This is a genomic window from Curtobacterium sp. MCPF17_018 (assembly GCF_003234135.1).
Classification (GTDB): Bacteria; Actinomycetota; Actinomycetes; order Actinomycetales; family Microbacteriaceae; genus Curtobacterium; species Curtobacterium flaccumfaciens.
On record NZ_QKSJ01000002.1, the window covers coordinates 41,838 to 60,288 of the forward strand.

Below are 18,451 nucleotides of genomic sequence, written 5' to 3' on the forward strand. Positions count from 1 at the left end.
GAACGAGGGAGACCACCGTGCACGTCGTCATCGTCGGGTCCGGCATCGCCGGCCTGACCGCAGCGATCCGTGCGAGTGCCCTGCACGACGTCACCCTGGTGACGAAGGGGGCACTCGCCGACAGCGCCACCGCGTACGCCCAGGGCGGCATCGCGGTGGCGCTCGGCGCCGACGACTCCGCGACGCTGCACCAGGCCGACACGCACGTCGCCGCGGCCGGCAGTGCCGACGCCCGGGCCGTCGAGGTCCTGTGCACCGACGGCCCGGCCCGCGTCCGCGACCTGCTCGCGCTCGGGGTGCCCTTCGACCGCTCGTCGGACCCGGCGTCACTGGACCGGTACGGCGACGACCTCGCCCGCGGTCGCGAGGCCGCGCACGGCCGGTGGCGCGTCGTGCACGCGGACGGTGACGCGACCGGGGCCGCCATCGAACGCACCCTCATCGCGGCACTGCACCGACGGCACGTCACGATCCTGGAGCGCACGAGCCTGACCGACCTGGTCGTCCGCGGCGGAGCGGTGGTCGGCCTCGACGTCCTCGACCTGCTCGGAGAACCCCGCCGGCTCGACGCGGACGCCGTCGTCATCGCGTCCGGGGGAGCCGGACACCTGTACCGCGAGACGACGAACCCCCTGGTCGCGACGGGCGACGGGGTCGCCGCCGCCTGGCGCGCCGGCGCCGTCCTCGCCGACCTGGAGTTCGTCCAGTTCCACCCGACCCGACTCGCAGTCCCCGACGGGGGACTGGTCTCCGAGGCCGTCCGTGGCGAGGGTGCCGTGCTCCGCGACGCCGCCGGGCACCGCTTCATGACCGACGCGCACCCGGACGCCGAGCTCGCCCCGCGTGACGTCGTCGCCCGTGGGATCGCCGCCGCGGTGCGCGACCAGGGCGGCGCGCCCGTGCTCCTCGACGCCACCGGTCTCGACGCCGGGTTCCTGGTCTCGCGGTTCCCCGGACTCACCCGGGCCACCCGCGCCGCCGGGTTCGACTGGACCCGCGAAGGCGTCCCCGTCGCACCGGCCGCGCACTACTCGATGGGCGGCATCGCCACCGACGCCGAGGGCCGCACCAGCCTGCCCGGACTGCTCGCCGTCGGCGAAGCCGCCTGCACCGGGGTGCACGGCGCCAACCGGCTCGCCTCGAACTCCCTGCTCGAGGGACTCGTCTTCGCGGTCCGCGCAGCGGACGCGGTCGCCGCACCGCGACCCGGCCTGCTCCGCCTGCGCGGGGACGCCGGTCTCCACGTGACCAGCGTGCCCCGAGCGGCCGACGCGATCCGTGCCTCTCCCCACCTGCTCGGCCGTCACGCCGCTCCGCAGGCTCCGCAGCGCGCCGGAACCGGCAGGCGTGGGCCCAGTCCGACCCTGCCTGGAGGCGCGACCCACCTCGACGACGTCGGTGCCGTCCGGCTGGCGGTCCAGTCCGTCATGACGGACCGTGTCGGGCTGCTCCGTGACGCCGTCGGGCTTGCGAGCGCACGCCGCGACCTCGACGCGCTGACCGCGCCGACCGGCGGCGGCGTGCGTGAGCACGAGGACCGCGCGCTGCTCGACCTGGCACGACTCGTCGCGCTCGCCGCTGCAACCCGCACCGAGTCCCGCGGGGCGCACGCCCGCACCGACCACCCCGACACCGACCCCGCCGCCCCGGCCTCGTACGCCTGGGTCGTCGACCACACCGACGCACACCCCGACGAGCACACGGACGAACGTGCCGACGGCTCCGCAGTCTTCCCGCAGGAGGTACCCGCATGACCACCGACCCCGGCACCATCCCGCCGCACGCGCTGCGTCGCGTGATCGAGACCGCGCTCGAGGAGGACGCGCCCTGGGGCGACGTCACCAGCGAGACCCTGATCCCCGCCGAGGCGACCGCGACCGCGACCCTCGGCGCGCGCGAGCCCGGCGTGCTGAGCGGCGGTGGGGTCTTCGTCGCCGTGATGCACGCCGTCGACCCGACGGTCGATGCGGTCGTGCACGTCGCCGACGGCACGCACTTCGCGGCCGGCGACGTCCTCGCGACCGTGACCGGGTCGGCGCGGGCCGTGCTGCGGGCCGAACGGGTCGCCCTCAACCTGGTCCAGCGGATGTCGGGCATCGCGACGGCCACCGCCGCCCACGTCGCGGCCGCCGCGGGCACCGCTGCGCGGATCGTCGACACCCGGAAGACGACGCCGGGCCTCCGTGCGCTCGAGCGGTACGCCGTCCGGTGCGGCGGCGGACACAACCACCGCACCTCGCTCTCCGACGCCGTGCTGGCCAAGGACAACCACCTGGCGGTGCTCCTGGCCGGCGGCATCGGCATCGGCGACGCGATCGCCCAGGCCCGCGTGCGTCTCGGACACACCGTGCACGTGGAGGTCGAGGTGGACCGCATCGACCAGATCGAACCCGTCGTCGCGGCCGGGGTCGACACGATCATGCTCGACAACTTCACCACGGACGAACTCGTGACCGGGGTCGGCATCGTCGCCGGACGCGCGCTCGTCGAGGCCTCGGGCGGAGTGTCGCTCGACACCGTCGCGGCGATCGCGGCCACCGGCGTCGACGTCATCTCGGTCGGGGCGCTGACCCACTCGGCGCGGGCGCTCGACCTCGGGCTCGACATCGACGTCGCGGTGCCGACGGAGCACGTCGCGGTTCCCGTGCGGGACTGACCGTGTTCTACCTGGACCGCGCCGCCACCACCCCGGTCCGCCGCGAGGTGCTCGAGGTGATGTGGCCGTACCTGACGGGGGTGTTCGGCAACCCCTCGTCGACGCACGGGTTCGGGGACGAGGCCGCGCGGGGTCTCACCGCCGCACGGGCCGCCGTCGCCGGGGTGCTCGGGTGCCGGCCCGCCGAGGTCGTCTTCACCACCGGCGGCACCGAGGGGGCGAACACCGCGATCAAGGGGATCGCCCTCGCCGCTCCCCGCGGTCGGCACGTCGTCACGAGCGCCATCGAGCACGAGGCGGTGCTGGAGAGCTGCGCGTACCTCGCCCGCTTCCACGACTTCGACGTCACCGTGCTGCCCGTCGGACCGGACGGCCGCGTCGACCCGGCGGTGCTGCGTGCGGCCCTTCGCTCGGACACCACGCTCGTCTCGATCGCGCACGCCGACAACGAGATCGGCACCGTGCAGGACGTGCCGGCGCTCGCCGCGGTGGCGCACGAGGTCGGGGCGCGCTTCCACACCGACGCCGTGCAGTCCGCGCCCTGGCTGCCGATCGGTCTCGGGCCCCTGGGCGTCGACGCGCTGTCGTTGTCCGGGCACAAGCTCGGCGCCCCGAAGGGCACCGGCGTGCTCGCCGTGCGCTCCGGCGTCCCGCTCGAGCCGCTGCTGCACGGCGGGGGACAGGAGCGGGGGCGGCGGTCCGGCACCGAGGACGTGGCCGGTGCCGTGGCGGTGGCGACCGCCCTCGGGCTGGCGGCGGAGACGGTGCGGTCGGGGGAGGGCACGGCGACCACCGTGCGCGACGCGGTGCTCGACGGCGTGCTCGCCGCGGTCCCCGGTGCATTCGTCACCGGATCGCGGGAGCACCGACTGCCCGGGCACGCGTCGTTCTGCTTCCCGGGTGTCAACGGCGAGACCGTCCTGCTCGAGCTCGAGCAGCGCGACGTCGTGTCGTCGTCGGGCAGTGCCTGCGCGGCGGGCAGCACCGAGGCCTCGCACGTGCTCACGGCGCTCGGGGTCCCCGAGGACGTGGCCCGGACCGCGCTGCGCCTGACGTTCGACGCCTCGCTGACGGCCGACGACGTCCGGGTCGTCGTCGGAGCGGTGGCCGACGCCGTGGCGACCGTCCGTGACCTCGGCTGAGGTGTACTAGACGTTCTACTCCATCTCTGGGTACGTGTCCCCCCTTCTGCGGACAACCGATCTGCGTCAGAGTGTCGTCATGGCAAACGCGATGATGACCAGGACCCGACGGGACGACCGCTTCCGAGCGGTGCAGCTCCTGCCGGCGCCGGCCACCCTCGTCGCGCTCGCCCTGGCAGCGCAGCACGACCTCGGCACGGCCCCGCTCGGGCTCATCGCCGTGGTCGGAGCGCTCGCGACCGCCGGGAGTGCCCTGCTCCCGATGGTCCGGCCAGCCGCCGCCCCCCGGTCGATGCCCGCACCGACCGAGACGGACCGGTACCGAGAGGACACCGAACACCCTTGAGGTCCACCACCGTGCGGTTCCCCTGAACCGAGCCGCGCGGTGGACCCAGACCGGATGTCGACCCCCTGATCGACGTCCGGCGCGGGGCGCGACGTTCCCCCTGTCGTCGTGTCCCGCCGTACACCGCGATCCCGCCGTGGGTCGACGTCCGCACCCCTGAGCGGCGTCGGTTCCCCTGCAGCCCACGGCGGGTTCCGGTTCCCCGGTAGCGTCGTCGCATGCCCTCGTACCGCGTGACCCTGGCGATCGGTGCCCTCGCGACCGGCACCGCACCGGACGCCGTCCTGCCCGCCGCGGCCGCCCTCGTGCGCGAACACGCCGTGGTCGAGGCCGAGGACGTCCGCCTGCTCCGTGGCGTCCCGTGCGCGGTCGTGCGCTTCGAGGCCGAGGACGACCGTGTCGCCGCGGCCGTCCGCGACGTCGCGGTCGACGGGCTGCAGGACGTGGTCGAGATCCGCTCCGACGTCGTCACCCGGCGCGAGGGTGGTCGCTGGATCCCGGTCGCCTGACGATCAGGCGGTGTGCGTCGCCGGTGCCGGGGTCCCCGGCCAGACGTAGTCCAGGTCGTCCGGCACGTCGGGGAACAGCTCCCGGTAGTGCTCCGGCGCCTTCTGCACGAGCTTCGAGCGGTGCGAGACGTGCAGGGCCTCGTCGTCGTTCCACGGCGGGATCGGCACGTCACCGCGCTCGTACGCCGCCAGGTCCTCCGGCACACGGCCCAGGTCGAGCAGGGTCTTCTCGAGGCACGTGTCGGCGTACCCGCGCTCGGCCCAGACGCGGCACGTGGCCTCCTGGTAGGCCATCAACGCCGGGCGGTAGCCGCGCCACATCGCCGTCACCGGGTGGTGCTGCCAGCCGTAGTCGGGGAGCGTCAGTGCGCGCATCACCTGCAGGGTCTCGACCCGCTGCTTGCCGAGCCGCCGGTCGTCGAGGACCTCGGCGGATGCCCGGAAGTCGGCGTACGGCAGGAAGGTCTGCATGGCGCGGACGCTACCCGGACCGACTGGCACCCGACACATGTCGTCACGAACGTGCCGCCCGCCCCGGCAGCGTGTGAGCATCGACCGCATGAGCGGAGAACTGGTCGTCGGCGTCAGTGGCAGCCCATCGGACCCCTCGCGGACCTCGACCCTGGTCGCGGCGACGGTGGCCCGGTTGGCCGAGGAGATCGACGGCGCCCGGACCGAGACGATCGAGATCGGCCCGCTGCTCGCCGACCTCGGAGCGGCCTCGGGTCGCGAGACGATGTCCGACCGCACCCGCCGGGCCCTCGAGACGGTGGAGGCCGCGGACGTGCTCGTCGTCGGCAGCCCGGCCTTCCGGGCGGCCTACTCCGGCGCCTTCAAGCTGTTCTTCGACTGGGTCGGGCAGTACGACCTCGTCGACACCCCGGTGCTCCTGACCGCCACCGGTGGCAGCGACCGGCACGCCTTGCTCGTCGAGCACCAGATGCGCCCGCTGTTCGGGTTCTTCCAGTCCACGACCCTGCCGCTCGGGGTCTTCGGCAACGAGCGGGACTTCACCAAGCGCGAGGGTGGGTACGACATCGCGAGCGTGGACCTGGAGCTCCGCATCGACCAGGCCGTCCGTAGGGCCGTGCCGCTCATCCGCGGGGGCTTCGCCACCGCCGGGGTCGCCGACGTGCCCCGTCCCGCGGACTTCTGACCCGCGGTCCGCTCAGTCCGGTCGGTGACGTCGTCCGCTGCGGACGGGCCGTCGCGCCTGCGGCAGGGTCTCGACGACGAGCTCGTACGAGTTGCGGACGAGGTCGCCGACGAACGCCTCGGTGACGCCGGCCCCGCCGTGGAGCGTGATCCAGTGCTCCTTGTTCATGTGGTAGCCGGGCGTGACGGTGTCCCGCTCCTGTCGCAGGGCCTCGGAGTGCTCCGGCTCGGCCTTGAGGACCACGACGGGCTCTCCCGGGACCTCGGTGACCAGCAGGAACACCTTGCCGACCACCTTGAAGACCTCCCAGTCGGGGCCGAAGGGGTGCTCGTGGGTCACCGCTGGCAGACCGGCCGCGACCTCCATCGCGTGCTCCTGCACGGCGGTGCCGTCCAGGTCGTCGGGGTGGCCTGAGTCGTCGCCGTCGTGCGCCTGTGAGGAGTCCGTCCGCGGTGCGCCCGTCATCCGGCCACCGTCGTGAAGCCGAGCACGGCCGCGGCGACGGAGAGGACGGCCAGGACGAGCGGCGGCACGACGGGTTCGTGTCGCCGGGCGTGCACGACGACCGCCCCGATCATCAGCACGGCGAGCCCGACAGCGGCGATCGGGGTGAGGACCTGAGCGGTCGAGGTGAGCAGCGGCACGACGAGGCCCAGGGCGCCGACGACCTCGAGGGCCGCGATCAGCTTGATCGCGGCGGGGGAGAAGTCTGCGGCCCAGGGCATCCCGCCGTCGATCAGCGCCGATCGGGGGCGGACGAGCTTCAGGACGCCGGCGCCGAGGAAGGCGAAGGCGAGGAGGCCGGAGATGATCCAGAGTGCGATGAGCATGGGGTGTCTTCCTGTTGGTGAGCGTGGTGAGCGTGGTGCGCGGTGGTTCAGTCGTGGTCGTCGGGGCGATCGGCGTCGGCGTCCCGCTGGTCGAGGTGGTGGTGCAGGGTGGCCGTGAGTGCTCGCATGGTCTCGAGCTGGTCGGGTGTGAACGCGTCGACGAACACCTGGCGGACCAGCCGGAGGTGCGCGGCGGACGAACTGCGGAAGACGCTCGCCCCGGTGCCGGTCAGGGTGACGGCGGCGCCGCGAGCGTCACCGCCGACCCGTCCCCGGAGCACGAGCCCGCGTTCCTCCATGCGTTTGAGGTGGTGCGACAGGCGGCTGCGCTCCCACCCGATCCCCGTCGCCAGGTCCGACGACCGCAGGGTGCGGTCCTCGGCCTCGCTCAGGGCGAGCATCACCGAGTAGTCCCCGGGGGAGATCCCCGAGGTGTCCAGGAACGCCGTCGACAGTGTGCGCCGGACGCGCTCCGACGCCTCGACGTAGGCGCGCCAGGTCGCCAGTTCGTCCGCGTTCGGTGATCGCCGTCCGGGTCGGTGCTCGTCGGTTCCGTGCACGGTGCCTCCATCGTTGACAAGCCGACCCTATCCGCAGATGATTGACGCGTCAATTACATGATTGACACGTCAATGAAATGAGGGCCACCATGTCCGACATCACCTTCGGCCTCGACACGTTCGGGGACGTCCCCACCGATGACCACGGCGCCCAGGTGGGTCACGCGAGGTCGATCCGGCAGCTCGTCGACGAGGCGGTCCTGGCGGACCAGCTCGGCGTCGACGTCTTCGCGGTGGGCGAGCACCACCGGCCGGAGTACTCGGTCTCCTCGCCCGAGACCGTCCTGGCCGGCCTGGCGACGGCGACCGAGCGCATCCGTCTCAGCTCGGGCGTCACGGTGCTGAGCTCTGACGATCCGGTCCGTGTGTTCCAGCGCTTCGCGACGGTGGACGCGCTGTCGAACGGACGGGCCGAGGTGATCCTCGGTCGCGGGTCCTTCACCGAGTCGTTCCCGCTCTTCGGCTACGACATGACCGACTACGAGGTGCTGTTCGAGGAGAAGATCGAACTGTTCGCCCGGTTGCTGCGCGAGACACCCGTCACCTGGTCGGGCACGACCCGTGCGCCACTCGTCGACGCAGACGTGTTCCCGAAGACCGAGCACGGGCTCCGGACCTGGGTCGGCGTCGGCGGGTCACCGCAGTCCGTGGTGCGCACCGCCCAGTACGGCTTCCCCCTGATGCTCGCCGTCATCGGCGGGCAGCCGGAGCGCTTCCTGCCGTTCCTGGACCTGTACCGCCGTGCCACGGAGGAGTTCGGGACGACCGCCCACCCCGTCGGCATGCACTCACCCGGGTTCGTGGCCGACACCGACGAGGAAGCGCTCGAGGCGTGGTACCCGCACTACAAGGTCGTCCGCGACCGGATCGGAGCGCTGCGCGGGTGGCCGCCGGTGACGCGGGCCGAGTTCGACCACGAGGTACGGTCCGGCTCGATGTACATCGGGTCCGCCGAGACCGTGGCCCGGAAGATCGCCCGGACCGTGCACGCGATGGGCGTCGGTCGGTTCGACATGATCTACACCTCGGGGGCCCAGTCGATGCGCGCCCGCCTGCGCTCCGTCGAGCTCTACGGCGGTACCGTGGTGCCGCGCGTGCGGGAGCTGCTGGCCGAGATGCCGGCGACGCAGACGACGGACGCGGCCTAGCTGCGGTCAGGGGAGGGCTCGGCGGCCAGGGTGTCGCCGAGTCGGGTCAGCAGGCCCCGGAGCACGTCCTGCTCGCTCGCTGTCAGGCCTGCTGTCGTCTGCGCTTCCAGGGAGTCCCAGACGGCCGCGACGGGCTCCTCGAGCGCGCGGCCGGCGGCGGTGAGTGACACGAGGACGATCCGACGGTCCGCCGTCGAGCGCTCGCGGTTCACGAGTCCGAGCTTCTCGAGCCGCGCGAGCGCCTTCGCCGTGGTCGGTGGCTCCACGGACAACCGACGCGTCAGGTCCGCCTGTGACAGCGGGGCTTCCCTCCACAGCTCCATCAGCACGAACTCCTGGCCGGCGGCGAGACCGACGGCCTGCAGCAACGAGCCGGCGAGCTTCCGGTGTGCCTTGGCCACCGCGGGGATCAGCGAGCTGATCGGGGTCGCAGGGCGCTCGGGGCTGCCTGGGGAGTCCATCCGAGTCCTTCCGGAATAATCATTAGTCGGCTTAGCTTCTACCCGACGATCGAACACGAAGGAGTCAACCATGACGACAGGATCCACCCCCACCATCGCCGTCTTCGCCGCCACCGGGAGCCAGGGCGGTGCCGTCACCGACGCGCTGCTGGCACGCGGCGCCACCGTGCGCGCACTCATCCGCGACACCGGTTCCGAGAAGGCCGCCGCGCTCGCCGAACGCGGGGTCGAGCTCGCCCGTGTCGACGTCGCTGATGCCGCCTCGCTCGCCGCTGCGCTCGAGGGCGTCGACGCCTTCTGGTTCATGACCACGCCACCCGGGGGCATGCAGGACGCCGACACCGCTGGGGAGACCGCCCAGGGCATCGCACTGGCCGACGCCGCTGCGGCGGCACGCGTGCCCCGCGTCGTCTTCAGCTCGGTCGGCGGTGCTGAGCGCGACTCCCACGTGCCGCACTTCGACTCGAAGTACCGCGTCGAGGAGCACCTGGTCGCCCTGGGGCTGGTCACCACGATCGTGCGTCCGGTGTTCTTCATGGACAACTTCCGCTGGTTCGCGCCGACGACCGAGGACGGCACCCTGGTCCTCCGCCTGCCGTTCCCCGACGACGTCGTGCTCCAGATGATCGCGGCGCGCGACGTCGGCGCCGTGGCCGCCACGGCACTGCTCGATCCGGACGCCGTCCCGGCCACGATCGAGATCGCCGGCGACGCCCGTACCGGCAGCGAGATCGCCGCGGCCTTCGCCGAGCACACCGGCATGCCCGCCCGGTACGAGGCGCTGCCCCTGGCCGTGATGGACGGGCAGGACGACATGCAGGCCATGTTCCGGTGGTTCGCCGAGACGCCCGCCTACCAGGCCGACCTCGACCAGGTCCGCCGCATCGCGCCGGACACCTGGACGCTCGACCGGTGGCTGCAGGCCGTCCACTTCACGCCCGCCCGCTGACGCCGCCGACGAAGCACCAGGGAGACACCATGCAGGCAGTGCAGTTCACCGCGTACGGGTCACCGGACGTCCTCGAGGTCGTGGACGTCGGCGTGCCTCGCCCCGGGCCCGCCGAGGTCGTCATCGACGTCGCCGGTGCCGGCATCAACCAGCTGGACACCAAGATCCGCTCCGGGGCGATGGCCGCGGGTGCAGCGCTCGCCGCACCGTCCGGCACGGGGTTCGACGCGGCCGGGACCGTCGTCGAGGTCGGCACCGACGTGACCGACGTCGTGCCGGGCGACACCGTCTTCGGCACCGGACGGGACACGCTCGCCCAGCAGGCCGTGCTGACCCGGTGGGCGCTGGTCCCCGCCGGTGTGGACGCCGCCGACGCCGGCGGATGGGGCGTCGCGGTCGAGACGGCGAACCGGCTCCTCACCGAGATCGGCCTCGAGCACGGCACGCTCCTGCTCAGCGGCGCGTCAGGTGGCGTCGGTTCGGCGCTCGTGCAGCTGGCCCGGGCTCGCGGGCTGCAGGTGGTCGGGACGGCGAGCGAGCGGAACCACGCGTACCTCGAGGGCCTCGGAGCGGTCCCGGTCACGTACGGGCCCGGACTGGTCGAGCGGGTGCGCGCGGTGGCGCCGAGCGGGATCGACGGCGCGCTGGACCTCTCCGGCGCCGGGGTCATCCGTGACCTCGTCGCGCTCGTCGGCGATCCCCGGCAGGTGATCTCGATCTCGGACTTCACCGCCCCCGGGCTCGGCGCGCGCGTCTCGACGGGCGCGAACCGCTCCACCGATCCGCGCGACGGCTTCGTCGAGGCCGCAGCCCTGCCGGGCTTCTCGCTGCACGTCGAGCGCCGGTACCGGCTCGACGAGGCGCGGGCCGCGCACACGGCCGCGGAACGCGGGCACACCGTCGGCAAGCTCGTCGTCATCCCGTAGGCGAAGGCGGTCCGGGGCGCGTCGGGTGTCGGACGGGAGGCCCGTGGCGGGTCCGCCACGGGCCTCCCGTCCGCCTGTTGCTCAGCCGAGCAGGGACGCGACGTGCGCGACCGCCAGGCGGTAGCCGTCGGCGCCCGCGCCGGCGATGACCGCCGTCGCGGCGGTGGCGACGTGGTCGACGTGGCGGAACGGCTCGCGCTTCCACGTGTTCGACAGGTGCACCTCGACGACGGGGACCCACAGGGCCTCCACCGCGTCGTGCAGCGCGACCGAGGTGTGCGCGTAGGCAGCGGGGTTGATGACGACCGCGGCGAAGTCGTCGAGCGCCTCGTGCAGCCACTCCACGAGCTCGCCCTCGCGGTTCGTCTGGCGGAAGTCGGCCTCGAGCCCGTGCACGGCTGCCTCGGTGTGCACGATCGCCTCGATCTCGGCGAGCGTCACGGTGCCGTACTGCTCCGGGTCGCGGCGCCCGAGGATGTCGAGGTTCGGGCCGTTGAGGACGAGGATGCGCGACGCGTCGGTCATGGGCCGAGCGTAGCGAACCGGGGGAGCGTTGCGCGGCTCGGACGATGCATGTGCTGGCTATGTGAACGGTCACAAACCGGTGTAACGTCTCCGTCCGGGTCGGCAGAGTTGTCGACTGCAACACACTGACGTGGAGATGTGAATGGTTCTCGCTGCAGCGAACGAAGGGATCCGGCTCGACTTGGGCTGGGTCGACTACCTGATGATCATCGTGTACTTCGCGGTCGTCATCGGGATCGGGTTCACCGCCCGCAAGCAGGTCCGGACGAGCATGGACTTCTTCCTGTCCGGCCGCTCGATGCCGGCGTGGATCACGGGCCTGGCGTTCGTGTCCGCGAACCTCGGTGCCACCGAGATCCTCGGCATGGCGGCCAACGGTGCCCAGATCGGCATGGCCACCCTGCACTACTACCTCGTCGGCGCCGTGCCCGCGATGGTGTTCCTCGGCCTCGTGATGATGCCGTTCTACTACGGCTCGAAGGTCCGTTCCGTGCCGGAGTTCATGCTGCGCCGCTTCGGCAAGGCGCCGCACCTGGTGAACGCGATCGCGTTCGCGGTGTCGAACGTGCTCATCGCGGGCATCAACCTCTACGCGATGGCCATCGTCATCGAGGCCATGCTCGGCTGGCCGGAGTGGCTGGCGATCATCGTCTCCGCCGGCTTCGTGCTCGTCTACATCACCCTCGGCGGGCTCTCGAGCGCGATCTACAACGAGGTCATGCAGTTCTTCGTGATCATCGCGGGCCTCATCCCGCTGACGATCGTCGGTCTGCACCGCGTCGGCGGCTGGGACGGCCTGTCGAAGGCCATCACCGAGACCCAGGGCGTGCAGCACCTGCAGGCCTGGGCCGGCACCGGTTTCGGTGACGTCACCAACCCGATCGGCGCCAACTGGCTCGCCATCGTGCTCGGCCTGGGCTTCGTGCTCGGGTTCGGCTACTGGACCACGAACTTCACCGAGGTGCAGCGCGCGTTCTCGGCGAAGAACATGTCGGCGGCCCGGCGCACCCCGCTCATCGCCGCGATCCCGAAGCTCTTCATCCCGGCCATCGTCGTGATCCCCGGCCTCATCGCCGCGGCCGTCGTGGGCAACCAGTTCGCAGACGGAACGCTGACCTACAACGACGCGATCCCGAAGCTCATCCAGATGTACCTGCCGACCGGCGTGCTCGGCATCGCGGTGACCGGTCTGCTGGCGTCCTTCATGGCCGGCATGGCGGCGAACGTCTCGTCGTTCAACACCGTCTTCACCTACGACATCTGGCAGCGCTACATCCGCCCGAACATGCCCGACCTGCACTACCTGAAGACCGGTCGCTGGGTCACAGTGGTCGGCGTCGTGGTCGGCATCGCAACCGCGTTCATCGCGGCCCAGGCGTCGAACATCATGACGTACATGCAGACGCTGTTCTCGTTCTTCAACGCACCGCTGTTCGCCGTGTTCATCCTCGGCCTGCTCTGGAAGCGCATGACGACGCAGGGTGCGCTGTGGGGCTACGTGCTCGGCATCGTGACCCCGACGATCACCTGGATCGCCTACCTGGTCAACCCGGACCTGTTCGCCACCGCCACCGCTGAGACCCTGTACGGCGCGATCATCTCGTTCGTCACCGTGCTCGTCGTCGGCTTCGTCGTCTCGATGCTCACCAAGCCGAAGGACGAGAAGGAGCTCGGCGGGCTCGTCTACGGAGTCGGCAAGATCGACCTGCACGGCGACTCGGTCGCGACGGACACCGCCTGGTACCGCTCGCCCGCCCTGCTCGGCACCGTCGCGCTCGTGCTCTGCGTCGTCCTGTACCTCCCGTTCCTCTGATCCGCGAAGGAGACCACTTCTCATGAGTGACACCACCACCCCCGGCGCGATGACCGAGGAGCAGAAGGCTGCCCTGGTCCGCTCCACCCGCCGACTCGACCTGCGCCGCATCCTCGGCGGCCTGTTCGTGCTCTACGGCGTGATCACGACCATCGTCGGGATCGTGCACTGGAACACCGACCCCGAGAAGACCGGCGGGATCCACATCAACCTGTGGGTCGGGATCTCGCTGCTCGTCGGCGGTGGCCTGTTCTTCCTCTGGGACCGCCTGAACCCGGTGCCCGCCGAGGACATCATCGGCCAGGCCGAAGCCGAGGCGGACCAGCGTGCCGCGGGCGAAGGGCGCGAACTGGCCTGAGGCGCCCGGGTCGGGCGTCCCGGCCTGACGTGGAACGACGAAGTCGCTGTCGGACGACAGCGACTTCGTCGTTTCCAGCCTGGGCGGCGGACGCCTTGACCGGAGCCTTGCATGGCGGGTAGCATTGATATGTCGATCGGGTGCTGCTCGTTCGAAAGTGAGCCCCGGAGTATCCTGCAGCCAGCGCGGGACCGGGGTTTTGCGCTGCCCGGGCGGTCATTCGGCCCGCACGACCTCCACTCGCACGTGCTCGCTCTCGGCGCCGTGCACGTGCATCCCGCAGGCGATGTCGGCGAGTGACAACAGCGGCTCCAAGCCGCCTCGGACGTGTTCGTACTGCAACTCGGCGCCGAGGCCCCGAGCGCGGAGAGAGTCCATCATCGAAGCATCACCTGCGTCCCGCGCCGGCCCGCGCGACTCGAAGACCACGCGACTGACTCCGCGCTGATCGAGCTCCCAAGCGAGGCGCTCCAGGCATCGCCTGCGACGGCGTTCCGTCCGGGCCGGACGACCGGTGTAATGGATGACGACGATGGCGACGGCATGCCGCAGGAGGTCGAGCCATGAGAGGCGCTGTTCTCCGAGCGCCTCGTACCAGTGCAGCTTCCGCATCCGCCGAGGGGTCGCCCGTCGAATCGCCTCGCGGGCTTCGTCCTCGCCATTGGTCCGCATGATCACCGCGGCGAGGACGTACGCGGCGTGGTCCCGTCCACCACCGGGTTCCGACTCATCGACGTACGCCTGCATCGGACCAGCATATTGTGTACCGGTTGGTTCCCCCACGAAACGGTTGCGTGCTGATCCAGGTGGGTCCAGGTTGAACGTGACGAAAGGAACCGCCATGGACACGATGGTTTTCATCAACCTGCCCGTTGCCGACCTCGAACGCTCGAAGGCGTTCTACGAGGCGCTCGGCTACTCGATCAACCCGGCCTTCAGCGACGACACCGCGGCGTGCGTGGTGGTGAGTGACGCCATCTACGTGATGATCCTGACCACCGCGAAGTTCGCGGAGTTCACCGACAAGCGGATCGCCGACGCCGACACGATCGAGGTCATCAACTCGCTCAGTGCCCCGTCGAAGGAAGAAGTGCACCGCGTCGTCGACGCCGCGGTGGCCGCCGGCGGCACCGAGGACCGCCCGGAGATGGACCTCGGCTTCATGTACCAGCGGAGCTTCACCGACCCGGACGGACACCGCTGGGAGTACGTGTGGATGGACGAGCAGGCGACGCAGGACGGCCCGCCCGCCGAGTGAGCCAGGCGCTGTCGGCGGCGCCCGCCAGGATGGTCGCATGAGCACCGAGCCCGTCGACGCCCCGCCCGTGCCCGACCTCGTCACCGGCGACGACGGCCTCGCCCGGCCGGTCTGGGCGTCGTCGGACGAGCTCCTGCGCGAGTACTACGACACCGAGTGGGGCATGCCCGTCCGCGACGAACGCGGGGTGTTCGAGCGGCTCTCGCTCGAGGCGTTCCAGTCGGGTCTGTCGTGGCGCACGATCCTCGCGAAACGACCGGCGTTCCGTGCAGCCTTCGCCGACTTCGACGCCGACACCGTCGCGGCCTTCGGCGAGGACGACGTCGCACGGCTGATGGCCGACGCCGGGATCGTCCGGAACCGCGCGAAGATCCTCGCGACGATCACCAACGCGAACGCCACGATCGCACTGCGGCAGGACGGCGGGCTCGCCGACTTCGTGTGGTCGTTCCGGCCGGCGTCCACGCCCGAGCCGCGGTCGTCCGCCGAGGTCCCGACGAAGTCGGACGAATCCCTCGCCCTGTCGAAGGCGCTGCGAAAGCGCGGCTACGCCTTCGTCGGACCGACGACGATGTACGCCCTGATGGAAGCGCTCGGCATCGTCGACACCCACCTGATGGGCAGCCACCGGCGCGGCACCTCCGGGGTCTGGAGCTGACGGAAGGAAGCGGCAGGGGCGGGGTGCGCGGGCCGGGACTATGGTCGCGGCATGGCCGATGAGATCCGGATCGCGTTCCTGCTGTTCCCGCACCTGACCCAGCTCGACCTGACCGGTCCGGCGCAGGTCCTCAGCCGCGTGCCCGGCTCACGCGTGGAGTACGTGGCGGCGACGCTCGACCCGGTGCCGAGCGACTGCGGCTTGTCACTCGTCCCGACCGTGACGATCACCGACGCGAGCGCTGCGGACGTTCTGGTGGTGCCCGGCGGCGACGGTGCCTTCGACGCGATGCTGGACCCCACGGTCGTGGCCTTCGTCCGGCGCCAGGCCCGGGACGCGACGTGGATCACCTCGGTGTGTACCGGCGCCTTCGTGCTCGGCGCCGCCGGGCTGCTCGCCGGCAGACGCGCGACGACCCACTGGGCCTCGAAGCCGATGCTCGAAGCCTTCGGCGCGCAGCCGGTGGACGTCCGGGTCGCCCGGGACGGCGCCGTCGTCACCGCCGCCGGGGTGAGTGCGGGCATCGACATGGCGCTGTGGCTCGCGGCTGAGCTCGCCGGACGGCCCGCGGCCGAGGCGATCCAGTTGCAGATCGAGTACGACCCGCAACCGCCGTTCGACCACGGATCCGCCGAGCGTGCCGACGCCGCCGTCGTCACCCGGGCCCGCGCAGCAGCCGAGGAAGCGCGCGGCGCGAGGGTGACCCGCGCAGCCGCAGCGGTCCTGCACTGATGCGGACCTGCGCACGGTCACGAATCCCCGCTGGGCTCCGCCGAGTGGTCACGACGCGTCGTTCCGGGCGCGGCCAGTCGACACTTCGTGACCGCTCGGGGCCATGCACGCGGGGTGTTGTGACCGGGCGGTGACCCGAGCCGCCGTCCTGCGCTAGACCAGGGCTTTGCGCATCTGCGCCGACGTCACCTGGTACCCGAGCGCCGCGTAGAGCTCCTGCGCCCCCGTGTTGTAGCCGAACACGTTCAGCCCGATGCTCGTCGCACCGTTCTCGGCGGCGGCACGGTGCCCGAGTTCGAGCGCCCGACGGGCGTGCCCGCGGCGCCGGTGCGCCTCGTCGATCTCGACGTTGAACACCCACCAATCGGTGCTGCCCGGCGTGAGTGGTCCGATCCACAGGTACCCGATGACGGTGTGGTCCTGATCGGTGACGTCCCACACCAGGTGTCCGTCAGCGGGGGAGCCGCCCGGGAACCAGCGGTCGAGTGACTGCTGCTTGTTCGCCTCGGCCTGCTCGCGGGTCTCGCCCGCCTGCATCCGTGACTCGACGTACTCGGCCATCGTGCTCTCGAGCCAGGCCGGCAGACGTGTGGCCGGCATCACGACCAGCCGCGTGTCCGTCATCGGTTGCCCTTGGAACCCCGGCTCGGCTTGCCGCGCATCTTGCCGCGACCGGGCGTGGGCCCCTTGCCGGTGTTCGACTTCTTGCCGCTGCCGGACTTGCCGCTGCCGGGCGACTTGGCCTTGGCCTTGCCGCCGGCGCCGGCGCCGGCGGAGCCGCCCCTGGAGCCCGACGCCCCCGACGCACCCGACCCACTCGACCCACCCTTGGCAGCCGACCCGGCCTTGGCACCGCCACGAGCCGGACGCGAGCCGTTGTCGTCGTCGCGATCCGTGCCTCCCGGCTGGCGCGAACTGTTGGCGGTCCGCCCGCGCACCACGCCGATGAACTCCTCGGTGGTCTCGGTGGCGTCCTCGTCCCGCCAGACCAGCGCGATGCGCGTGCCCTCGGCGTTCATGAGCGGACGGCCCACCAGGTCCTTGCGGCTGGCGGCGCGGAACAGTGACTGGGGGAGCACGACGACGCCGACGTTCGCCTCGACCAGGTCGAGCGATCCGTCGATGTCGGCAGGCACCGGGCCGGCGTCGATCACGTGGACCTCGGCGTCGGCGAGGTCGACCTCGGCGAGTTCGGCGAGGGGGGAGTCCTTGGGCATCGCGACGACGGCCGTCTCGGTCCAGAGCGGGATGGCGTTGTGCTGCTCGGACACGGGCATGCGTGCGAAGACCATGTCGGCCTCGCCGGCCAGCGTGTCGTCGACGTCGTCGGCACCGATCGGCCGCAGCCGGAGCTCGATGGAGGGGAAGCGTTCCCGCCAGACACGGGCCCACTTTGCGGGGGAGACCCCCGGCACGAAGGCGATGGTGAGAGCCGCGGTCATGCAGACGAGCATAGGGGCCGTACCCTTGTCCTCATGGCGCAGGAACAGACCATGAAGCCCGAGACGGCTGCGAAGAAGCTCGGCATCTTGCTGACGGCCGCTCCGGAGTCCTTCCAGAGCGCTCCCCTCACGCGGACCGCCTTCGACGAGCTCCGGACCGAACCCCCGACCTGGCTCGAGGACCTCCGCCGCGACGGCCCGCACCCGCGACCCGTTGTGGCGCAGAAGCTCGGCATCTCCATCTCCGGCCTGAGCCGTGCGGGGATCGACGACGCGCTGACGACGGCGGACATCAAGACGCTGCTCGAGCAGAAGCCCGAGTGGCTCGTCCGCGAACGTGCGACGCAGGCCGCCGTGCACGCCGAGAACGCCCGCGTGAAGCAGGAGCGCGCCGCCAAGGCCGCTGCCCGCGCCGAGGACTGACCCCACCCGCTCTCCTCCGCCGCACCGAGGACACCCCACGTGCACGAGACCGTCGCCGACGCCATGCTCGTCGTGCCGCAGTTCGCGTCCGTGTGCTGCATCGTCGGTGACCGCTACCGCCCGCGTCCGGGCGTGATCGTGCCGGCGGGCGTGATGCTCGTCGCGATGCTCATGCCCGTCGTCGACGCCGGAGCGGTGTGGACCCTGTTCGCCTCGACCCTCCTGCTCCTGCTCGCGCCGTTGCCCGTGATGCGTCGCCGCCGCCCCGACGGTCGCCGCGCGGAGCCGATGGACGTTCACCGCGCGCTCTCCGCCGTCGTGATGGCGGGGATGCTGCTGACGGGGCACGCGACGGGGGTCGCCGGCGACCACGCCGGGCACGGCATCGCACTGTCCGCGGTGCTCGGCGCCGGCGTGATCGGCTACTGCGCGTTCAGCGGCTGGCTGCTCCGGTACGAGTGGGGTCGTGAGGACCGGCGGGCCGTCCGCAGCGGCGAGGTCTTCGCGATGACCGTCGCCGTGGTCGGCATGACCCTGGCCATGTAGCGGAGCCGCCTGC

Annotated in this window: 25 protein-coding genes; 16 read left to right on the plus strand and 9 right to left on the minus strand. The window is 71.6% G+C overall.

Features of this window, described 5'->3' with window-relative positions:
* Positions 1-17 precede the first annotated feature (17 nt).
* The 5 genes from DEJ27_RS02715 (at position 18) to DEJ27_RS02735 (ending at position 4,653) form a co-directional block, all read left to right on the plus strand.
* A complete protein-coding gene (locus DEJ27_RS02715; protein WP_110862479.1) occupies positions 18-1,754 on the plus strand; it encodes an L-aspartate oxidase in 1,737 nt (578 codons plus the stop codon).
* A complete protein-coding gene (gene nadC, locus DEJ27_RS02720) occupies positions 1,751-2,656 on the plus strand; it encodes a carboxylating nicotinate-nucleotide diphosphorylase (RefSeq protein ID WP_111090258.1) in 906 nt (301 codons plus the stop codon). Before DEJ27_RS02715 ends, nadC begins: the two co-directional genes overlap by 4 nt.
* A gap of 2 nt (positions 2,657-2,658) precedes the next feature.
* Positions 2,659-3,798: a cysteine desulfurase family protein gene (locus DEJ27_RS02725; protein ID WP_110862477.1), complete on the plus strand. Its 1,140-nt coding sequence runs from the start codon at positions 2,659-2,661 to the stop codon at positions 3,796-3,798.
* Between the two features lie 79 nt (positions 3,799-3,877).
* Complete coding sequence (locus tag DEJ27_RS02730; RefSeq protein ID WP_146238609.1) at positions 3,878-4,144, plus strand: hypothetical protein; 267 nt, start codon at positions 3,878-3,880, stop codon at positions 4,142-4,144.
* Between the two features lie 218 nt (positions 4,145-4,362).
* On the plus strand, positions 4,363-4,653 hold the full coding sequence (locus DEJ27_RS02735) for a hypothetical protein (protein ID WP_110862475.1): 291 nt from the start codon (positions 4,363-4,365) through the stop codon (positions 4,651-4,653).
* Positions 4,654-4,656: 3 nt separating this feature from the next.
* On the opposite strand, the gene DEJ27_RS02740 is transcribed toward DEJ27_RS02735, so the two are convergent.
* Positions 4,657-5,124, minus strand: a complete 468-nt coding sequence (locus DEJ27_RS02740; protein WP_110862474.1) for an MSMEG_6728 family protein — start codon at positions 5,122-5,124, stop codon at positions 4,657-4,659.
* Between the two features lie 88 nt (positions 5,125-5,212).
* Here DEJ27_RS02740 and DEJ27_RS02745 point away from each other — a divergent pair, with 88 nt between their 5' ends.
* Positions 5,213-5,809: an NAD(P)H-dependent oxidoreductase gene (locus DEJ27_RS02745; protein WP_110862516.1), complete on the plus strand. Its 597-nt coding sequence runs from the start codon at positions 5,213-5,215 to the stop codon at positions 5,807-5,809.
* Positions 5,810-5,821: 12 nt separating this feature from the next.
* On the opposite strand, the gene DEJ27_RS02750 is transcribed toward DEJ27_RS02745, so the two are convergent.
* Genes DEJ27_RS02750 through DEJ27_RS02760 form a run of 3 tightly spaced genes read right to left on the minus strand, consistent with a single transcriptional unit; the run spans position 5,822 to position 7,199 of the window.
* The gene (locus DEJ27_RS02750; protein ID WP_258369973.1) at positions 5,822-6,274 is read right to left on the minus strand and encodes an MmcQ/YjbR family DNA-binding protein; all 453 of its coding nucleotides are present in this window, start codon (positions 6,272-6,274) and stop codon (positions 5,822-5,824) included.
* Entirely contained in the window at positions 6,271-6,639 is a 369-nt protein-coding gene (locus tag DEJ27_RS02755; RefSeq protein WP_111090259.1) for a DoxX family protein, read from the minus strand. Before DEJ27_RS02755 ends, DEJ27_RS02750 begins: the two co-directional genes overlap by 4 nt.
* 47 nt (positions 6,640-6,686) lie before the next feature.
* On the minus strand, positions 6,687-7,199 hold the full coding sequence (locus tag DEJ27_RS02760; RefSeq protein ID WP_110862472.1) for a MarR family winged helix-turn-helix transcriptional regulator: 513 nt from the start codon (positions 7,197-7,199) through the stop codon (positions 6,687-6,689).
* 89 nt (positions 7,200-7,288) lie between these two features.
* On the opposite strand from DEJ27_RS02760, the gene DEJ27_RS02765 reads away from it, so the two are divergent.
* On the plus strand, positions 7,289-8,347 hold the full coding sequence (locus DEJ27_RS02765) for an LLM class flavin-dependent oxidoreductase (protein ID WP_110862471.1): 1,059 nt from the start codon (positions 7,289-7,291) through the stop codon (positions 8,345-8,347).
* Here the strand turns inward: DEJ27_RS02765 and DEJ27_RS17420 are convergent.
* The gene (locus DEJ27_RS17420) at positions 8,344-8,808 is read right to left on the minus strand and encodes a MarR family winged helix-turn-helix transcriptional regulator (protein WP_181420160.1); all 465 of its coding nucleotides are present in this window, start codon (positions 8,806-8,808) and stop codon (positions 8,344-8,346) included. The two genes, DEJ27_RS02765 and DEJ27_RS17420, sit on opposite strands and share 4 nt — an antisense overlap.
* A 70-nt stretch (positions 8,809-8,878) precedes the next feature.
* Here DEJ27_RS17420 and DEJ27_RS02775 point away from each other — a divergent pair, with 70 nt between their 5' ends.
* Both DEJ27_RS02775 and DEJ27_RS02780 read left to right on the plus strand, forming a co-directional pair.
* A complete protein-coding gene (locus DEJ27_RS02775; RefSeq protein WP_110862470.1) occupies positions 8,879-9,757 on the plus strand; it encodes an NmrA/HSCARG family protein in 879 nt (292 codons plus the stop codon).
* A gap of 29 nt (positions 9,758-9,786) precedes the next feature.
* Positions 9,787-10,683 carry an NADP-dependent oxidoreductase gene (locus DEJ27_RS02780; protein WP_111090260.1) on the plus strand — a complete coding sequence of 299 codons (897 nt, stop codon included), beginning with the start codon at positions 9,787-9,789 and terminating at the stop codon, positions 10,681-10,683.
* A gap of 81 nt (positions 10,684-10,764) precedes the next feature.
* Here DEJ27_RS02780 and aroQ read toward each other — a convergent pair whose 3' ends face one another.
* Positions 10,765-11,208 carry a type II 3-dehydroquinate dehydratase gene (aroQ, locus tag DEJ27_RS02785; RefSeq protein WP_027466301.1) on the minus strand — a complete coding sequence of 148 codons (444 nt, stop codon included), beginning with the start codon at positions 11,206-11,208 and terminating at the stop codon, positions 10,765-10,767.
* A 142-nt stretch (positions 11,209-11,350) separates the two neighbouring features.
* Between aroQ and DEJ27_RS02790 the strand changes: the two genes are divergently transcribed.
* Positions 11,351-13,021: a sodium:solute symporter family protein gene (locus DEJ27_RS02790; RefSeq protein ID WP_071405106.1), complete on the plus strand. Its 1,671-nt coding sequence runs from the start codon at positions 11,351-11,353 to the stop codon at positions 13,019-13,021.
* Positions 13,022-13,043: 22 nt separating this feature from the next.
* Positions 13,044-13,379: a hypothetical protein gene (locus DEJ27_RS02795; protein ID WP_110862468.1), complete on the plus strand. Its 336-nt coding sequence runs from the start codon at positions 13,044-13,046 to the stop codon at positions 13,377-13,379.
* A gap of 216 nt (positions 13,380-13,595) precedes the next feature.
* Here DEJ27_RS02795 and DEJ27_RS02800 read toward each other — a convergent pair whose 3' ends face one another.
* Positions 13,596-14,126, minus strand: coding sequence for a hypothetical protein (locus DEJ27_RS02800; RefSeq protein WP_111090261.1), 531 nt, complete (start codon positions 14,124-14,126; stop codon positions 13,596-13,598).
* Between the two features lie 94 nt (positions 14,127-14,220).
* On the opposite strand from DEJ27_RS02800, the gene DEJ27_RS02805 reads away from it, so the two are divergent.
* Genes DEJ27_RS02805 through DEJ27_RS02815 form a run of 3 tightly spaced genes read left to right on the plus strand, consistent with a single transcriptional unit; the run spans position 14,221 to position 16,027 of the window.
* On the plus strand, positions 14,221-14,637 hold the full coding sequence (locus tag DEJ27_RS02805; RefSeq protein WP_110862466.1) for a VOC family protein: 417 nt from the start codon (positions 14,221-14,223) through the stop codon (positions 14,635-14,637).
* Positions 14,638-14,674: 37 nt separating this feature from the next.
* Complete coding sequence (locus tag DEJ27_RS02810; RefSeq protein WP_110862465.1) at positions 14,675-15,295, plus strand: DNA-3-methyladenine glycosylase I; 621 nt, start codon at positions 14,675-14,677, stop codon at positions 15,293-15,295.
* A gap of 51 nt (positions 15,296-15,346) precedes the next feature.
* Positions 15,347-16,027: a DJ-1/PfpI family protein gene (locus DEJ27_RS02815; RefSeq protein WP_110862464.1), complete on the plus strand. Its 681-nt coding sequence runs from the start codon at positions 15,347-15,349 to the stop codon at positions 16,025-16,027.
* A gap of 153 nt (positions 16,028-16,180) precedes the next feature.
* On the opposite strand, the gene DEJ27_RS02820 is transcribed toward DEJ27_RS02815, so the two are convergent.
* Together DEJ27_RS02820 and DEJ27_RS02825 are read right to left on the minus strand one after the other, a co-directional pair.
* Entirely contained in the window at positions 16,181-16,651 is a 471-nt protein-coding gene (locus DEJ27_RS02820; RefSeq protein WP_110862463.1) for a GNAT family N-acetyltransferase, read from the minus strand.
* Positions 16,648-17,469, minus strand: a complete 822-nt coding sequence (locus DEJ27_RS02825) for a LysR family transcriptional regulator substrate-binding protein (RefSeq protein ID WP_181430067.1) — start codon at positions 17,467-17,469, stop codon at positions 16,648-16,650. The genes DEJ27_RS02820 and DEJ27_RS02825 overlap by 4 nt, the downstream gene beginning before the upstream one ends.
* Positions 17,470-17,502: 33 nt before the next feature.
* Between DEJ27_RS02825 and DEJ27_RS02830 the strand changes: the two genes are divergently transcribed.
* Positions 17,503-17,892 (plus strand): DUF5997 family protein, encoded by a 390-nt coding sequence (locus DEJ27_RS02830; RefSeq protein ID WP_017888549.1) that lies wholly within the window; start codon positions 17,503-17,505, stop codon positions 17,890-17,892.
* Positions 17,893-17,931: 39 nt separating this feature from the next.
* Positions 17,932-18,438, plus strand: coding sequence for a hypothetical protein (locus tag DEJ27_RS02835; protein WP_110862461.1), 507 nt, complete (start codon positions 17,932-17,934; stop codon positions 18,436-18,438).
* Positions 18,439-18,451: the final 13 nt, after the last annotated feature.

Coding starts and splice junctions, on each gene's coding strand:
- nadC (WP_111090258.1), top strand. CDS start 1,751: ATGACCACCGACCCCGGCACCATCCCGCCGCACGCGCTGCGTCGCGTG.
- DEJ27_RS02730 (WP_146238609.1), top strand. CDS start 3,878: ATGGCAAACGCGATGATGACCAGGACCCGACGGGACGACCGCTTCCGA.
- DEJ27_RS02735 (WP_110862475.1), top strand. CDS start 4,363: ATGCCCTCGTACCGCGTGACCCTGGCGATCGGTGCCCTCGCGACCGGC.
- DEJ27_RS02740 (WP_110862474.1), bottom strand. CDS start 5,124: ATGCAGACCTTCCTGCCGTACGCCGACTTCCGGGCATCCGCCGAGGTC.
- DEJ27_RS02745 (WP_110862516.1), top strand. CDS start 5,213: ATGAGCGGAGAACTGGTCGTCGGCGTCAGTGGCAGCCCATCGGACCCC.
- DEJ27_RS02750 (WP_258369973.1), bottom strand. CDS start 6,274: ATGACGGGCGCACCGCGGACGGACTCCTCACAGGCGCACGACGGCGAC.
- DEJ27_RS02755 (WP_111090259.1), bottom strand. CDS start 6,639: ATGCTCATCGCACTCTGGATCATCTCCGGCCTCCTCGCCTTCGCCTTC.
- DEJ27_RS02765 (WP_110862471.1), top strand. CDS start 7,289: ATGTCCGACATCACCTTCGGCCTCGACACGTTCGGGGACGTCCCCACC.
- DEJ27_RS17420 (WP_181420160.1), bottom strand. CDS start 8,808: ATGGACTCCCCAGGCAGCCCCGAGCGCCCTGCGACCCCGATCAGCTCG.
- DEJ27_RS02775 (WP_110862470.1), top strand. CDS start 8,879: ATGACGACAGGATCCACCCCCACCATCGCCGTCTTCGCCGCCACCGGG.
- DEJ27_RS02780 (WP_111090260.1), top strand. CDS start 9,787: ATGCAGGCAGTGCAGTTCACCGCGTACGGGTCACCGGACGTCCTCGAG.
- aroQ (WP_027466301.1), bottom strand. CDS start 11,208: ATGACCGACGCGTCGCGCATCCTCGTCCTCAACGGCCCGAACCTCGAC.
- DEJ27_RS02790 (WP_071405106.1), top strand. CDS start 11,351: ATGGTTCTCGCTGCAGCGAACGAAGGGATCCGGCTCGACTTGGGCTGG.
- DEJ27_RS02795 (WP_110862468.1), top strand. CDS start 13,044: ATGAGTGACACCACCACCCCCGGCGCGATGACCGAGGAGCAGAAGGCT.
- DEJ27_RS02800 (WP_111090261.1), bottom strand. CDS start 14,126: ATGCAGGCGTACGTCGATGAGTCGGAACCCGGTGGTGGACGGGACCAC.
- DEJ27_RS02805 (WP_110862466.1), top strand. CDS start 14,221: ATGGACACGATGGTTTTCATCAACCTGCCCGTTGCCGACCTCGAACGC.
- DEJ27_RS02810 (WP_110862465.1), top strand. CDS start 14,675: ATGAGCACCGAGCCCGTCGACGCCCCGCCCGTGCCCGACCTCGTCACC.
- DEJ27_RS02815 (WP_110862464.1), top strand. CDS start 15,347: ATGGCCGATGAGATCCGGATCGCGTTCCTGCTGTTCCCGCACCTGACC.
- DEJ27_RS02820 (WP_110862463.1), bottom strand. CDS start 16,651: ATGACGGACACGCGGCTGGTCGTGATGCCGGCCACACGTCTGCCGGCC.
- DEJ27_RS02825 (WP_181430067.1), bottom strand. CDS start 17,469: ATGACCGCGGCTCTCACCATCGCCTTCGTGCCGGGGGTCTCCCCCGCA.
- DEJ27_RS02830 (WP_017888549.1), top strand. CDS start 17,503: ATGGCGCAGGAACAGACCATGAAGCCCGAGACGGCTGCGAAGAAGCTC.